Source organism: Micromonospora sp. GCM10011542, assembly GCF_042650685.1.
In the GTDB taxonomy this organism is placed as follows: Bacteria; Actinomycetota; Actinomycetes; order Mycobacteriales; family Micromonosporaceae; genus Micromonospora.
This window is the reverse complement of record NZ_JBHSBO010000052.1, coordinates 110,259-125,663: the sequence shown is the minus strand read 5'-3', so window position 1 is coordinate 125,663 and position 15,405 is coordinate 110,259. Positions and strand designations below refer to the sequence as shown.

Below are 15,405 nucleotides of genomic sequence, written 5' to 3'. Positions count from 1 at the left end.
GATGAGCCGGATCGGGGTGGCGTTCGACAAGGCCCGGGCCGACGGGCGGGCGCTGCTGGTCGGCTGCATGCCGGCCGGGTTCCCGACCGTCGAGGGCAGCATCGCGGCGATGACCGCGATGGTCGAGGCCGGGGTCGACGTGATCGAGGTGGAGATCCCGTACTCCGACCCGGTGATGGACGGGCCGGTCATCCAGCGGGCCAGCGACATCGCGCTCGCCGGCGGCGTACGCACCGCGGACACGTTGCGCATCGTCGAGGCGGTCGCGGCCACCGGCGCCCCGGTGGTCACCATGACCTACTGGAACCCGGTCGAGCGCTATGGCGTGGACGCGTTCGCCCGTGACCTCGCCGCCGCCGGCGGCACCGGCCTGATCACCCCGGATCTCATCCCCGACGAGGCCGACGAGTGGCTGGCCGCCTCGGACGCGCACGGGCTGGACCGCACGTTCCTGGTCTCCCCGTCGTCCACCGACGCCCGGCTGGCCATGACGGTCGCCCACTGCCGCGGCTTCGTCTACGCCACCGCGGTCATGGGCGTCACCGGTGCCCGGGCGAGCACCTCCGAGGCCGCACCGACGCTGGTCTCCCGCGTGCGGGCGGTCACCGACCTGCCGGTCGGCGTCGGTCTGGGCGTCGGCACCGGCCCGCAGGCCGGCACGGTCGCCGGGTACGCCGACGGCGTGATCGTGGGTAGCGCCCTGGTCCGCTGCGTGCTCGACGCGCCCACCGAGGCCGACGGGCTGGCCGCGCTGCGCGCGCTCTCCGCCGAACTGGCCGAGGGCGTCCGCACCCCCACCCGCTGACCCGCGCTTCTTAAAGCCGGGATGCTGTGGTGCGGCAGGGCGCCCGCTTGGCGCCGGTGTCTCTCTCGACGGCTATGACTGTGTGTCATATGTATGCCACACAGTCATAGCCGTCGCGCGGAAGGTGCCCGCCGGGCCGGGCGGGGAGGGTGCCGCACGCTGCGGCTGCGTGCAGGCCGGCGTCGGTCACGGATGCAGTGAGCGGTCGATGTCCGTATCGCCACGTTGTTCCGGAGGCTGCGCCGTTGCTGGCGGTGCGTCGCGGTCGAACGGCGCGTGGCGCAGCACACCGCGATGGCCGGCCACCGCGTCGGCGACGGCGGCCCTGGTGAGCGGGGTGACCGCCGCGGGCAGGTCGGCGGGGGCGTGCCAGGAGAGCCGGCAGCCCGCCGACGGGTCGGCCGTCGGCCGGACGCCGCTGACGCGGGCTCGGAAGACGTGCACCAGCACGTCCGGCAGCGGCCCGGCGTGCCCGGCGGGAGCGACCGCACCGGCGCCCGCGAGCTGGTAGAGCCCGACCAGGTCGACCAGCTCGATCTCCCAGCCGGTCTCGGCGCGGATGTCGCGCAGCGCGGCCCGTACCGGGCTCTCCGTCGGGCGCAGCCGCCCGCCGGGCAGCGCGTAGCGCCGCTCGCCCCGACCCTGCCGGCACAGCAGCACCCGGCCGGCGTCGTCGGAGACGACCGCGGCGACCGCCCAGGTGAGCGCGCTCATGGACAAAGAGCCTACGGCGGCGCAAACCAGAAGTCACCGGGGTACGCGCACCGACGGCCCGGGGTGCCGCCGCGAGGGTGCGCAGCGGTAGCGTGTGCACCCGTGACCCTCGCCTCGCTGTCGCCCCAGGCGGCCCTGCCCAGTCCCAGCACCGCGGTCTGGCAGCTCGGGCCGGTGCCGATCCGGGCGTACGCGCTGTGCATCATCCTCGGCATCGTGCTGGCCTGCGTGGTGACCGAGCACCGGCTGCGCCGGCGCGGCGTGGCGCCCGGCGCGGTGCTCGACATCGCGGTCTGGGCGGTGCCCGCCGGCATCATCGGCGCCCGCGTCTACCACGTGATCACCTCGCCGGAGAAGTACTTCGGCGCCGGCGGTGACCCGGTCAAGGCGTTCGCCATCTGGGAGGGCGGTCTGGGCATCTGGGGCGCGGTCGCCGGCGGCGCGATCGGCGCCTGGATCGCCGCCCGCCAGTTGGGCATCCCGCTCGGTGTGGTCGCCGACGCGCTCGCTCCCGGGCTGCCGCTGGCCCAGGCGGTCGGCCGGTTCGGCAACTGGTTCAACAACGAGCTGTTCGGCGGCCGCACCACGCTGCCGTGGGGCCTGGAGATCCACCGGATGGACCCGGACAATCCGGGGCACGCGCTGCGCGACGACGCCGGCCAGCCCATCCTCGAACCGGGCCTCTACCACCCGACCTTCGCCTACGAGGCGCTGTGGAACGTGGGCGTCGCCGCCCTGGTCCTGCTGCTCGACCGCAAGCTGCGCCTCGGTCGGGGGCGGGCGTTCGCGCTGTACGTGATGGGCTACACCGCGGGCCGGTTCTGGATCGAGCTGATGCGTACCGACGAGGCGAACACCATCCTCGGCGTACGGCTCAACGTCTGGACCGCCGCGTTGGTGTTCCTCGGCGCGCTGATCTACTTCGTCCGGGTCCGCGGCCCCCGGGAGTACCTGATCCCGCTTGGCGCCGCCGCGACACCGGCCCCGACCACCAGCTCCGACCTGTCCCAGGTCGACCTCTCCGAGTCCGAGGCCGGGGCGCGGACCGCCGCCCCCGAGGGCTACCGCGTGGTCAGCGAGGAGCAGTACCGGGCGTACCGGGAGACCGGCGCGGTGCCACCCGAGCCGGCCGACGACGAGGCCGGGCCGGGCGGCGACGAGCCGCAGGCGGACGCGATGGCCGAGCGCACCGCTGCCGGCCCGTCCGCCGACCGGGTCGACGGCGACCCGGAGGGCGCCGACGACGGGCGCGACGACCGGGCCGGTGCCGGCGGCTCGCGCCCCGCCGACCGGGACAGCTGAGCGGGGGCGGCACCGATGCGTAGCGCGGTGGTGGTCGGCGCCGGGGTCGGTGGCCTCGCGGTGGCCGGCGCGCTGGCCCGCTCGGGCTGGCAGGTCACCCTGCTGGAACGGACGGAACGGGTCCGGCCGGAGCCGACCGCGGTGGTGCTCTGGCCCAACGGCGTCCGCGCGTTGCAGGCGCTGGGCCTCGGTGCGGGTCTCGCGGCGATAGCCACTCCGCTGCCCGACGGCGGGGTACGCCGCCCGGACGGGCACTGGCTGGTGCAGCCCCGTCCCGTTCCGGCCGACCGGATGCCCGTGGTCGTGCACCGCGAGGACCTGCACGACGCGCTGATCGCAGGGCTCGGTGATCGGGTCGAGTTGCGTACCGGGGTGACCGTTCGGCACGTCCGGGTCGAGCCGGGGCAGCGCCCGGCGGTGCACGACGGCCGGCACACCATCGAGGCCGACCTGGTGGTCGCCGCCGACGGCACGGACAGCGGCATCCGCCGTCAACTGGCACCGGAGTCCGGGGTGATCAGCTCCGGCTGCGCCGCCTGGCGGGCGGTCATCCCCTGGTACCGGGCCCCTCGGCTCCCCGCCGACCAGCCCGTCGCCGGCGAGGTGCTCGGCGCCGGATACCGCTTCGTGGCCGCGTCGTTGGGTGAGCGCGGCTCGTCGGGCGGCTCCAGCCGGGGCGGCATCTACTGGGTGGCCACCGCCGCCGGAGCGCCCCGCCCCGAGCCGCCGGAGACCCAGCTCGCCCTGCTGCGTCGCTGGTACGCCGGGTGGCCGGCGCCGATCGGCGCGCTGCTCGACGCCACCGACCCGACCGACCTGGTCCAGCAGGAGGTCCGCGAGCTGCGTCCGCTGCCCCGCGCGTACGGCTTCCCGGCCGGGCCGGGCGGCGTGGTGCTGCTCGGCGACGCGGCGCACGCCATGCCGCCGCACCTCGGTCAGGGCGCCTGCCTCGCCTTCGAGGACGCCGCCACGCTCGCCTCGCTGCTGCGCGAGGCGCGGCTGCCCGACGCCGTGCAGGCGTACGACCGGGTGCGCCGACCCCGCGCGGCCACGGTGGTACGGCAGACCCGGCGGATGTCCGCGGTGCTGCAGGCCCGGGGTCGCCTGGCGCTGCGGGCCCGGGACGCCGCACTCGGCACGATCAACTCTCGGCTGCTCTCCAGCGCCGCCGCCTCCGCCGCCCAGTGGCGCCCACCGGCCTGACGTCCCGCGACGGCGTGGCGGTCAGGGAATGAGGGCGGCGGGCTCGGCGATGCAGGCGGTCCCGATCCGGCGGAAGCCCACCCGCAGGTAGACCCGGGCGATGTCCTCGCTGCCGGCCGAGAGGAACACCAGGTCGGTGCCGGCGGCGCGCAGCTCGTGGGCGAGGGTCGCGGTGAGCGCGGCGCCCAGTCCGCGCCGCCGGGCGACCGGCAGGGTGGCCACGCCGGCGATCTCGGCGACGTCACCGACCCGCATGGCCATGCCGCTGGCCAGCGCGCCGTCGGTCGGCGTGCCGGCCAGCGCGGAGATGCGCCGGCCATCGGCGATGCGGTCCCGCTCCTCGTCCAGCGCGGCCTGGTCCAGCTCACCGACCGCGGCGTCGCGCTCGGCCGGCCCGGCGTCTCCGCGCGCCGTGCCGGCGGCGGCGAACGCCACGGCGGCGACGGCCCGGCGGGCGGCCACGTCCGCGGCGAAGTCGGGCGCGTCGGGGTCCAGCACCCGCACCGGTACGTCGCAGAGCGTCGCCGGGTCGGGCAGGGCGGCCGGGTCGAGCACCATCAGCGGCGCCTCCAGCACGGCCAGCCCCGCCGAGCGGGCCACCGCCAGCAGTTCAGGGCTGGTCTCGTGCACCCACTCGAAGGCCTCCGGCAGGCCCAGCTCGCGCTGCCGCTCCCGGGCGGCGGCGATGTCGGCCAGCGACGCGGGCGCGGTGGCGTCGAGTCGGGGCCGGGCGTAGAACGGCCAACCGGCGCCCTCGCGGACGAAGAGCACGAGACCGCCGTACTCCTCGGCGCGGGCCCCGTCCCGGGGCACCGAGTCGTAAAAGCGTTCCAACCGGGCGAAGACGTCCTTGTGCAGCGGATCCACCGCGCGAGACTACACGTCCCAGACTCTGGACGGTGTGATCAATCTTGAGTGGCCTTGCGCCCCGCGCCCTAACGTAGACTCAATAGACCCAACGGGCCGACGTCGTCCCCACCATGATCCAACCTGAGTGACGACAGGAGGCCCGGTGGCTCAGCCGTACCCGCACAAGTCACAGCCGTACCCGCACAGCCCGCAGCCGTCCCCGACGCCCGGCCCGCAGCCGCCCGCCCAGGGCCTCTACGACCCGGCGCAGGAGCACGACGCCTGCGGCGTGGCCTTCGTCGCGGACCTGCACGGCCGGCGTTCGCACTCGGTCGTCGCCAACGGGCTCGGCGCGCTCTGCCGGCTGGACCATCGCGGTGCCCGGGGCGCGGAGCCCAACACCGGCGACGGCGCGGGCATCATGATCCAGGTGCCGGACGCGTTCCTGCGCGCGGTGGCCGACGTGGCGCTGCCGCCGGCTGGCGAGTACGCCACCGGCCTGGTCTTCCTCCCCGACGACGACGCCGCCGAGGCCCGCGCCCGGCGGGTGGTCGAGAAGTACGCGCTGGTCGAGGGCGCCGAGGTGCTCGGCTGGCGGGACGTGCCCGTCGACCCGACCGGGCTCGGCGAGACCGCCCTGGCGGCGATGCCCCGGGTCCGGCAGCTCTTCCTCGCCGCGCACCGGTTGACCGACTCGCCGAACGGGCCGGCCGGGTCCGCGCTGCGCGGCATCGACCTGGACCGTGTGGCGTTCTGCCTGCGCAAGCAGGCCGAACGGGAGAGCGCCGAGCGGGGCGTGCCGGCGTACTTCCCGTCGCTGTCCAGCCGCACGATGGTCTACAAGGGCATGCTGACGCCTGACCAGTTGCCCGCGTACTACCCGGACCTGCGCGACGAGCGGGTGCAGAGCGCGATCGCGCTGGTGCACTCCCGGTTCTCCACCAACACGTTCCCGTCCTGGCCGCTGGCGCACCCGTACCGGTTCATCGCGCACAACGGCGAGATCAACACCATCCGGGGCAACCGCAACTGGATGCAGGCCCGCGAGGCGCTCCTGCGCTCGCCGCACCTGCCGGGCAACATCCGTCGGGTCTTCCCGGTCTGCACCCCGGGCGCGTCCGATTCGGCGAACTTCGACGAGGTGCTGGAACTGCTGCACCTGGCCGGGCGGAGCCTGCCGCACGCGGTGCTCATGATGATCCCGGAGGCCTGGGAGAACGACCCGGCCATGGCCGCCGACAAGCGGGCCTTCTACCGTTTCCACGCCAGCCTCATGGAGCCGTGGGACGGGCCGGCGTCGGTGGCCTTCACCGACGGCGAGATCGTCGGCGCGGTGCTGGACCGCAACGGGCTGCGCCCGGGGCGCTGGTGGCGCACCGACGACGGGCTCGTCGTGCTCGGCTCCGAGGCGGGCGTGCTCGACCTGGACCCGGCCCGGGTCATCGCCAAGGGGCGGCTCCAGCCGGGCAAGATGTTCCTCGTCGACACGGCCGCCGGGCGGATCGTGCACGACGAGGAGATCAAGTCCGAGCTGGCCGCCGAGCTGCCGTACGACGAGTGGCTGCACGCCGGGCTGATCCAGCTCGACGACCTGCCCGCTCGCGAACACACCGTCTACACCCACGACTCGGTGCGCCGCCGCCAGCAGACCTTCGGCTACACCGAGGAGGAGCTGAAGATCCTGCTCGCGCCGATGGCCCGGGTCGGCGCGGAGCCGATCGGGTCGATGGGCACGGACACCCCGATCGCGCCGCTGTCCACCCGGCCGCGGCTGCTCTACGACTACTTCCACCAGCTCTTCGCCCAGGTCACCAACCCGCCGCTGGACGCGATCCGGGAGGAGCTGGTGACCAGCCTGGCCTCGACGATCGGGCCGGAGGGCAACCTGCTCGCCCCGAACGCGGCGAGCTGCCGGCAGATCGTGCTGCCGTACCCGGTGATCGACAACGACGAGCTGGCGAAGATCCTCTCCATCGACGAGGACGGCGACCTGCCCGGCTTCAAGGCGGTCCGGGTCTCCGGCCTGTACCGGCTGCGCGAGGGCGCCGCCGGGATCAAGGCCCGGCTGACCGAGATCTGCCGGCACGTCTCCGAGGCGATCGAGGACGGCGTACGGATCCTGGTCCTCTCCGACCGGGACTCCAACGCCGACCTGGCGCCGATCCCGTCGCTGCTGCTCACCGCCGCCGTGCACCAGCACCTGGTCCGCGAGCAGACCCGTACCCAGGTGGCGTTGATCGTCGAGTCCGGCGACTGCCGCGAGGTGCACCACGCAGCGGTGCTGATCGGCTACGGCGCGGCCGCGGTCAACCCGTACCTGGCCTTCGAGTCGGTGGAGGACATGATCTCCACCGGCGCCCTGGTCGGCATCGAGCCCGCCGCCGCGGTGCGCAACTACGTCAAGGCGCTCGGCAAGGGCGTCCTGAAGATCATGTCCAAGATGGGCATCTCGACGGTGTCGTCGTACTGCGGTGCGCAGGTCTTCGAGGCCGTCGGCCTGGACACCCGCCTCGTCGAGCGCTACTTCCGGGGCACCCCGAGCCGGATCGGCGGCGTCGGGCTGGCCGGCATCCACGCCGAGGTGGCCGCCCGGCACGCGCTGGCCTGGCCGCCGGCCGGCGCTCCCACCTCGGACCGGCTGGAGGTCGGCGGCGAGTACCAGTGGCGCCGCGAGGGCGAGCTGCACCTGTTCAACCCGGAGACGGTCTTCCTGCTCCAGCACGCGACCCGCAGCCGGCAGTACGACGTCTTCCGGCAGTACACCGCCAAGGTCGACGAGCTGGCCGCGCGGGCCGGCTCGCTGCGCGGGCTGTTCACCCTGCGCACCGGCCTGCGTCCGGCGGTGCCGATCGAGGAGGTCGAGCCGGCCACCGGGATCGTCAAGCGGTTCGCCACCGGCGCCATGTCGTACGGGTCGATCTCGGCGGAGGCGCACGAGACCCTGGCGATCGCGATGAACCGTCTCGGCGGCAAGTCGAACACCGGTGAGGGCGGCGAGGACGTCGACCGGCTGCACGACCCGGCCCGCCGCTCCGCGGTCAAGCAGATCGCCAGCGGCCGGTTCGGCGTGACCAGCGAATACCTGGTCAACGCCGACGACCTCCAGATCAAGATGGCCCAGGGCGCCAAGCCCGGCGAGGGCGGTCAGCTGCCCGGCAACAAGGTCTGGCCGTGGATCGCCCGGACCCGGCACGCCACCCCGGGCGTCGGCCTGATCTCCCCGCCGCCGCACCACGACATCTACTCCATCGAGGACCTCGCCCAGCTCGTGCACGACCTGAAGTGCGTCAACCCGGCCGCCCGGGTGCACGTCAAGCTGGTCAGCGAGGTCGGAGTGGGCACCGTCGCGGCCGGGGTCGCCAAGCTCAAGGCGGACGTCATCCTGATCTCCGGCCACGACGGCGGCACCGGGGCGTCCCCGCTCAACTCGCTCAAGCACGCCGGCACCCCCTGGGAGCTGGGCCTGGCCGAGGCGCAGCAGACCCTGCTGCTCAACAAGCTGCGTGACCGGGTCACCGTGCAGGTCGACGGCCAGCTCAAGACCGGCCGGGACGTGCTGATCGCGGCCCTGCTCGGTGCCGAGGAGTTCGGCTTCGCCACGGCGCCGCTGATCGTCGCCGGCTGCGTGATGATGCGGGTCTGCCACCTGGACACCTGCCCGGTCGGCATCGCCACCCAGAACCCGGTGCTGCGGGAGCGGTTCACCGGCACCCCGGAGTTCGTGGAGAACTTCTTCCTCTTCCTCGCCGAGGAGGTCCGCGGGTACCTGGCCGAGCTGGGCTTCCGTTCCATCGAGGAGGCGATCGGGCAGAGTGAGCTGCTGGACGTTGCCCCGGCGGTGGCGCACTGGAAGGCGTCCGGCCTCGACCTGGCGCCCGTCCTGCACCTGCCGGAGCTGCCCGCCGGCGCCGCCCGCCGCGGCGTACGGGCCCAGGACCACGGGCTGGAGCACGCCCTCGACAACCAGCTCATCGCGCTCGCCGGGCCGGCCCTGACCGACGGCGCGCCGGTGCGGGTCGAGGTGGCCGTGCGCAACGAGCACCGCAGCGTCGGCGCCATGCTCGGCGGCGAGGTGACCCGCCGCTTCGGCGGCACCGGCCTGCCGGACGACACCATCGAGTTCGTGCTGCACGGCACCGCCGGGCAGTCCTTCGGCGCGTTCCTGCCGCGCGGGGTGACCCTGCGGCTGCACGGCGACGCCAACGACTACGTCGGCAAGGGCCTCTCCGGCGGACGGATCATCGTCCGCCCGGACGCCGCCGCGCCGTTCCTGGACGCCGACGCCGAGCCGGGCCAGCGGGCCGAGGACCAGATCATCGCGGGCAACACCATCCTGTACGGGGCCACCGGCGGCGAGGTCTTCCTGCGCGGCCGGGTGGGGGAGCGGTTCGCGGTGCGCAACTCCGGCGCGGTCGCGGTCGTCGAGGGCGTCGGCGACCACGGCTGCGAGTACATGACCGGCGGGACGGTGGTGGTGCTCGGCGCGACCGGCCGTAACTTCGCCGCCGGGATGTCCGGCGGCACCGCCTTCGTGCACCGGCTGGACCGGCAGCGGGTGAACGCCGAGCTGGTCGATCTGGCGCCGCTGGGCGAGACCGAGCAGGCGCTGCTGCACGAGCTGGTCCAACGGCACGTCGCCGAGACCGGGTCGGCGGTCGCCGAGGAGCTGCTCAAGCGCTGGCCGGAGGCGGTGACGGAGTTCACCGCCGTGGTGCCCCGCGACTACCGCCGGGTGCTGGAGATCATGCGGGCCGCCGAAGCCGCCGGCCGCGACGTCGACGATGCGGTGATGAGCGCACTGGCGCCAGCCGCGCCGGTGCCGCCCGCCCCGCGTGTGGCTGCCCAGGAGGTGGCTCGTGCCTGACCCGAACGGTTTCCTGCGCTACGACCGGCGGTTGCCGGCCCGCCGGCCGGTGCCGGTGCGGATCAGCGACTGGCGCGAGGTGTACCCGCCGGCCGGCGAGGAGCTCGTCCGCGAACAGGCGACGCGCTGCATGGACTGCGGCATCCCGTTCTGCCACGACGGCTGCCCGCTGGGCAACCGCATCCCGGACTGGAACGACCTGGTCCGCACCGGCAACTGGGGCGCGGCGGTGGAGTCGCTGCACGCCACCAACAACTTCCCCGAGTTCACCGGCCGGCTCTGCCCGGCGCCCTGCGAGGCGGCCTGCGTGCTGAGCATCGCCGGCGGGCAGCCGGTGACCATCAAGCAGGTCGAGGTGGAGATCGCCGACGCCGCGGCGGCGCGCGGGCTCACCCCCCGCCCGGTGCCGGCTCCGTCCGGGCGCTCGGTCGCCGTGGTCGGCTCCGGGCCGGCCGGCCTGGCCGCCGCCCAGCAGTTGGCCCGCGCCGGTCACGCGGTGACGGTGTACGAGCGCGACGACGCGATCGGCGGGCTGCTGCGCTACGGCATCCCCGACTTCAAGCTGGAGAAGCGGCACATCGACCTGCGGCTGGCCCAGCTCGCCGCCGAGGGGGTGCGCTTCCGCACCGGGGTGAACGTCGGGGTGGACGTCACCGCCGAGCAGTTGCGTGCCGAGCACGACGCGGTGCTGCTGGCCTGCGGCGCGTTGCAGGGCCGGGACACCCCGGACACGCCGGGGCGGGCGCTGCGGGGCGTACACCAGGCGATGGCGCACCTGGTCGCGGCGAATCGCGCGGTCGCCGCCGCGACCACCGACCAGCCCGGCGGCGCGACCACCGGCGCGGGCCGGGCGGCCCGAGCGGCGCTGCCGGACGGCACCCCGATCGACGCGGCCGGCAAGCACGTGGTGATCATCGGCGGTGGTGACACCGCCGCCGACTGCCTCGGCGTGGCACACCGGCAGGGCGCGGCCGGCGTCCACCAGCTCGACCTGTACCCGCAGCCCCCGCAGGAGCGCGACGAGGCTCGCGACCCGTGGCCGACCTGGCCGTGGATCCTGCGCAGCTACCCGGCGCACGAGGAGGGCGGCGAGCGGGTCTTCGCCGTGGCCGTGCAGGAGTTCGTCGACGACGGCACCGGGCAGGTGCGGGCGGTGCGGATCGCCGAGGTGACGGTGGAGAAGCGCGACGGCCGGCGGGTGGTCACCGTGCTGCCCGGCTCGGAGCGCGAGCTACCGGCGGACCTGGTGCTGCTGGCGATCGGCTTCGAGGGCACCGAGGAGCAGCCGTTGCTGGCCCAGTTCGGGGTGACCCGCAGCGCCCGGGGCGCGGTGGACGCCCGCGCCGACTGGCAGACCAATGCCGACGGGGTGTTCGTCGCCGGCGACATGCACCGGGGCGCCTCGCTGATCGTCTGGGCCATCGCCGAGGGTCGGGCCGCGGCCGCCGCCATCCACAGCTACCTCGGCGGTGCCGGCACGCTGCCGGCGCCGGTCGACCCGGCCGCGCAGCCGCTCGCCGCCCGCTGACCCGCCGAGCGGCGGCCGGGAGGCGTTGTTCGAGGGCGACCGGCCGGTGCGGTGCGAAACTGCCGCGCCGGTCGGTCGTTCGCCGAACGTCCCGCTCCGCGTCCGGTAGCGCCGACCTGGGGCGTGACCTGCGTCAACCCGGTCGGGTGGACCGGTGAGACCAGTCACGGAATATGGGCAAATCCGGCAGTCCTCGTGAGACTTGTGCGCTGCCGACGCACTCCACGATCGGCTCATCATTCGCCGATCGGACGGGGACATTCGCCGTGGCCATGGGTGCTACGTTCGCCGCGCTGCGCCACCGGAACTACCGGATCTGGGCAACCGCCGGGTTCGTCTCCGTCATCGGGACCTGGATGCAGGTCCTCGGGGTCAACTGGTACGTGCTGAAGGAGACCGGCTCCGCGACGTCCATGGGCGTCGCCGTGCTGCTCCAGGCGGTCCCCACGCTGCTGCTCAGCGTCTGGGGCGGCGCGCTGGCCGACCGGCTCCCCGCCCGACCGCTGCTGATCACCGCCCAGGCGGCCCACGCGGCGCTGGCCGCCGGGTTGGCGGCGGTCGCTCTGACCGGTGTCGGCGGCCTGCCGCTGATCTACGCGATCTCCCTGGTCACCGGCGCCGTCTCGGCCATCGAGGGCCCGGTGATGGGCCGCTGGGCCTCGACGCTGGTGGACCGGGAGACGCTCGGCAACGCGTTGGCGCTCGGCTCGCTGACCAACTCCGCCGGCCGCATCCTCGGCATGAGCGCCGGCGCCGTCGTGGTGGCCGCCGTCGGCCCCGCACTGCTCTTCGGCATCAACGCGGTGAGCTTCGTCGCCGTGGTGCTGGCGCTGTTCGCCGTACGGCCGGGGGACCTGCACGGTCACAGCGTGGCGGCGACGGACGATGGCCCGACCTCGACGAGCATCCGGGCCGGCTTCCACTACCTGCGTCGGCAGCCGACGCTGCTGCTCGCGCTCGCCCTGTCGTTCGTGCTCGGCAGCCTCGGCCGCAACTACCAGGTGACGATGGCGGCGATGAGCGACGGGCCGCTGCACGCCGGGGCGTCGGGCTACGGCCTCCTGTCGACCGTGTTCGCGGTCGGGACGGTGGTGGGTGCGCTCGTCGCGGCCCGCCGGCCTGAGCTGGGTTACCGGACCCTGATCGCCGCCGGCCTGCTGGCCAGCGGCCTGCAGGTCGTCGCGGGCCTCGCACCGGGCACCTGGAGCTTCGCCGCGGTGATCCTGCCGATCGCCGCCGCCGCCGTGGTCATCGACACCACCGTGGGGACCCGCGCCCAACTCGACACCGACGGTGCGATGCGCGGCCGGGTGCTCGCGGCGCTCGCGGTCACCGGCTCGGTCTCCGCCGCGGTCGGCGCGCCGCTGCTCGGCTGGCTCGCCGAGTACGCCGGGCCCCGGCAGACGCTGGTCCTGGCCGGCTCGCTAGCGGCCGTCGCCACCACCGTGGCGGCGGTGGCCTTCGACCGCCAGAGCGGTTGCCAGGGGAGGCGCACTGTCGCCCTGGCGCTTTCCGCGCCGTCGTTCCATCGTCCGGTGGGGCGGGTCGCCCGGACGGCGGCCCGCATCGTCCGGCCGGCCGGGACGGTGCTTGCCGATGCGGGGCCGGCCGGGGGCGTGCTTGCCGATGACCGGCCAGTGTCGCGGTCGGTGCCCTCGGTCCGGGTCCGGCCGAGCTGGCCGGCCCGAGGGTGTCCCGCCTGCGCGCCGCCGACCGTCCGCCACCGCCGCCGACCGGCCCAGCCGACGCGCGACGGTCGGCACGACGCCGGGTGCGTCCGGGCGACCTGACCGCCCCGCCCACGCCGGTGCGTTGAGACAGCGGTCACGCGGGGCGCCCGGGCGACGGGACGAACGGGTACGAAGATCATCGTTACGCTGCGGTCATGGACATCGAGGAGCGGCTACGGCGGACCCGCCGGTGGCTGTGGATCGTGCTGATCGGGCTCTTCCTCAGCGGGGTGACCGCGTTCCCGCTGGAGATCGAGGTGCGCTGGTTGCTGCGGGCGCTGGACCCGCTCGCCGGCACCCTGCCGGCGCTGGTCGACTGGATCGAACGGGTCCACACCGGTCTCGTCGCGGCCGGCGCGGACTACCCGTTCCTGCTGTACGGCACCGACTGGCTGGCCTTCGCACACCTGGTGCTCGCGGTGGCGTTCTGGGGGCCGCTGCGCGACCCGGTGCGCAACGTGTGGGTGGTGCAGGTCGGCATGATCGCCTGCGCCGGAATCGTGCCGCTGGCTCTGATCTGCGGGCCGATCCGGGACATCCCCTGGTTCTGGACGCTGATCGACCTCTCGTTCGCCGTCGGGGCCTTCCCGCCGCTCTGGTTCGCCTACCGCCACATCCGTGCCGTCGAGGCGAGCACGGCGCAGACGGCGGGTGCCCCGCCGACGCCGGTGGGCGGGGCGCCGACACCAGCGTCCTGAGCCGGCGGGCGGTGGCTGCCGGGAAGGTGGCGGCTGCGGGAAGGTGGAGGTCTGCTTCCCGGGGATTGGCCGTGCCGCCGGCGCTGGTCTGGCCCGGAGGGCCGTGGCCGGCCTGGACGGCTGAAGGCCCGCCGCCTGGCGGCGGCGGGCCTTCAACGGCTGCACGGTCCTAGTGCGTCAGCAGGCGGTGGGCCTCACGGATCTTGGTCCAGGACTTCGGCTCGGCCGGCGGTGCCGCCTTGCGGGCGGCCGCGGCCACGTCGGGCCGGCCGGCGGTGAAGAGCCAGGTGGTGAAGAGCTCGTCCAGCTCCAACCCGGAGATCCGCTCGGCCAGGGCCTGGAACTGTTCGATGGTGCCGTTGCCGTACCCGTGCTCGGCGGTCCAGGCCGGCAGGATCTCGAAGAACGCGTCGTCGCCGACGGCCAGCCGGAGCTGGTGCAGCGCCATCGCGCCCCGGTCGTAGACGGCGTCGTCGAAGACCCGGTCGGCGCCCGGGTCACCGGGCAGCACCTGCCAGAACTCCGAGTCGGCCGGGTAGCTGGCGTAGGTGAAGTCGAACACCTCCTGGGCGGTGCCCTCGCCCTGCTCCTCCGACCAGAGCCACTCGGCGTACGAGGCGAAGCCCTCGTTGAGCCAGATGTTGCGCCAGCCGGCGACCGAGACCGAGTCACCGAACCACTGGTGTGCGTTCTCGTGCACCACCACGTAGGTGTTGGCGCCGCGGCGCCAGAAGCCCGGGCCGTACACCGGTCGGGTCTGCGTCTCCAGCGCGAAGCCGATGCCGTCGACGGGCCCGGCCACGCCGCCCTGGGCCTCGAACGGGTAGGGGCCGAAGATCCCGCTCTCCCAGTCGACGATCTCCGCCGTCCGCTCGATGCTGGCCCGGGCCGCCGGACCCAGCGCGCCCAGGGAGGCGCTGTACGCGTTGACGACCGGCTGGCCGTTGGGCGCGGTGTCGGTGACGATGTCGTACTGGCCGATGGCCATGAAGGCCAGGTAGGTGGCGGTGGGGGAGGTGGTCCGCCAGCTCCACCGGGTGCGGTTGCCGGGCTCGGCCAGCGGCGCCCGGGGCTGCACACCGTTGCTGATCACCTCGACGCCGGTGGGCACCGAGACGGAGACGTCGAAGGTGGCTTTGTCCAGTGGGTGGTCGTTGCTGGGGAACCACCACCAGGCCGACTCGGGTTCGTTGACCGCCAGCGCGCCGTCGTCGGTGCGCGTCCAGCCGGTGTACCCGCCGACCAGGGTCTCCGACGGGATGCCGGCGTAGCGCACCACGATGGTGAGCTGCTGACCGCGGGTCACCGTGCGGGCCGGGGTGACCACCAGCTCGTGTACGCCTGCCGTGGCGGTGCCGGCCGTCCAGCCGTTGACCCGTACCGACTCGACGTCGAGCAGGAAGTCCAGGTTGAACCGGGACAGGTCCTGGGTGGCGGTGGCCAGGATGGTGGTGGTGCCGGTGAGCCGGTCGGTCGCCGGGTCGTAGCGCAGCCGGACGTCGTAGTGCGAGACGTCGTAGCCGCCGTTGCCGTAGTCGGGGAAGTAGCTGTCGCCGAGGCCGGGCGCGCCGGGTTGCGGCGCGAGCGTGACCGTCGGGCGGCCCCAGCCAGCCGGAGCGGCGTGGCCGGGTGCGCCGGACAGAACGGTTCCGGCGCTGGTGAGGGTCAGGGCGGCGATGGCCGCCGTGAGGACTCGTCGCACGAGGTGGACT

Annotated in this window: 10 protein-coding genes; 7 read left to right on the top strand and 3 right to left on the bottom strand. The window is 74.3% G+C overall.

Features of this window, described 5'->3' with window-relative positions:
- Position 1 precedes the first annotated feature (1 nt).
- A complete protein-coding gene (gene trpA / locus ACFOW4_RS20150) occupies positions 2–805 on the top strand; it encodes a tryptophan synthase subunit alpha (protein WP_377529943.1) in 804 nt (267 codons plus the stop codon).
- 186 nt (positions 806–991) lie between these two features.
- Here trpA and ACFOW4_RS20145 read toward each other — a convergent pair whose 3' ends face one another.
- A complete protein-coding gene (locus tag ACFOW4_RS20145) occupies positions 992–1,519 on the bottom strand; it encodes an NUDIX hydrolase (RefSeq protein ID WP_377529941.1) in 528 nt (175 codons plus the stop codon).
- 102 nt (positions 1,520–1,621) lie between these two features.
- Here ACFOW4_RS20145 and lgt point away from each other — a divergent pair, with 102 nt between their 5' ends.
- Both lgt and ACFOW4_RS20135 read left to right on the top strand, forming a co-directional pair.
- Positions 1,622–2,821: a prolipoprotein diacylglyceryl transferase gene (lgt, locus tag ACFOW4_RS20140; protein WP_377529939.1), complete on the top strand. Its 1,200-nt coding sequence runs from the start codon at positions 1,622–1,624 to the stop codon at positions 2,819–2,821.
- Between the two features lie 15 nt (positions 2,822–2,836).
- Entirely contained in the window at positions 2,837–4,024 is a 1,188-nt protein-coding gene (locus ACFOW4_RS20135) for an FAD-dependent monooxygenase (protein WP_377529936.1), read from the top strand.
- 21 nt (positions 4,025–4,045) lie between these two features.
- On the opposite strand, the gene ACFOW4_RS20130 is transcribed toward ACFOW4_RS20135, so the two are convergent.
- A complete protein-coding gene (locus ACFOW4_RS20130) occupies positions 4,046–4,882 on the bottom strand; it encodes a GNAT family N-acetyltransferase (protein ID WP_377530064.1) in 837 nt (278 codons plus the stop codon).
- Positions 4,883–5,036: 154 nt separating this feature from the next.
- Between ACFOW4_RS20130 and gltB the strand changes: the two genes are divergently transcribed.
- The 4 genes from gltB to ACFOW4_RS20110 all read left to right on the top strand — a co-directional run bounded on the left by gltB (position 5,037) and on the right by ACFOW4_RS20110 (position 13,693).
- The gene (gene gltB / locus ACFOW4_RS20125; RefSeq protein WP_377529933.1) at positions 5,037–9,737 is read left to right on the top strand and encodes a glutamate synthase large subunit; all 4,701 of its coding nucleotides are present in this window, start codon (positions 5,037–5,039) and stop codon (positions 9,735–9,737) included.
- Complete coding sequence (locus ACFOW4_RS20120) at positions 9,730–11,265, top strand: glutamate synthase subunit beta (RefSeq protein WP_377529931.1); 1,536 nt, start codon at positions 9,730–9,732, stop codon at positions 11,263–11,265. The genes gltB and ACFOW4_RS20120 overlap by 8 nt, the downstream gene beginning before the upstream one ends.
- 272 nt (positions 11,266–11,537) lie before the next feature.
- Positions 11,538–13,055 (top strand): MFS transporter, encoded by a 1,518-nt coding sequence (locus ACFOW4_RS20115; RefSeq protein ID WP_377530062.1) that lies wholly within the window; start codon positions 11,538–11,540, stop codon positions 13,053–13,055.
- Between the two features lie 95 nt (positions 13,056–13,150).
- The gene (locus tag ACFOW4_RS20110; RefSeq protein WP_377529929.1) at positions 13,151–13,693 is read left to right on the top strand and encodes a hypothetical protein; all 543 of its coding nucleotides are present in this window, start codon (positions 13,151–13,153) and stop codon (positions 13,691–13,693) included.
- 169 nt (positions 13,694–13,862) lie between these two features.
- Here ACFOW4_RS20110 and ACFOW4_RS20105 read toward each other — a convergent pair whose 3' ends face one another.
- Positions 13,863–15,395, bottom strand: coding sequence for a M1 family metallopeptidase (locus ACFOW4_RS20105; RefSeq protein ID WP_377529926.1), 1,533 nt, complete (start codon positions 15,393–15,395; stop codon positions 13,863–13,865).
- Between the last annotated feature and the right edge of the window lie 10 nt (positions 15,396–15,405).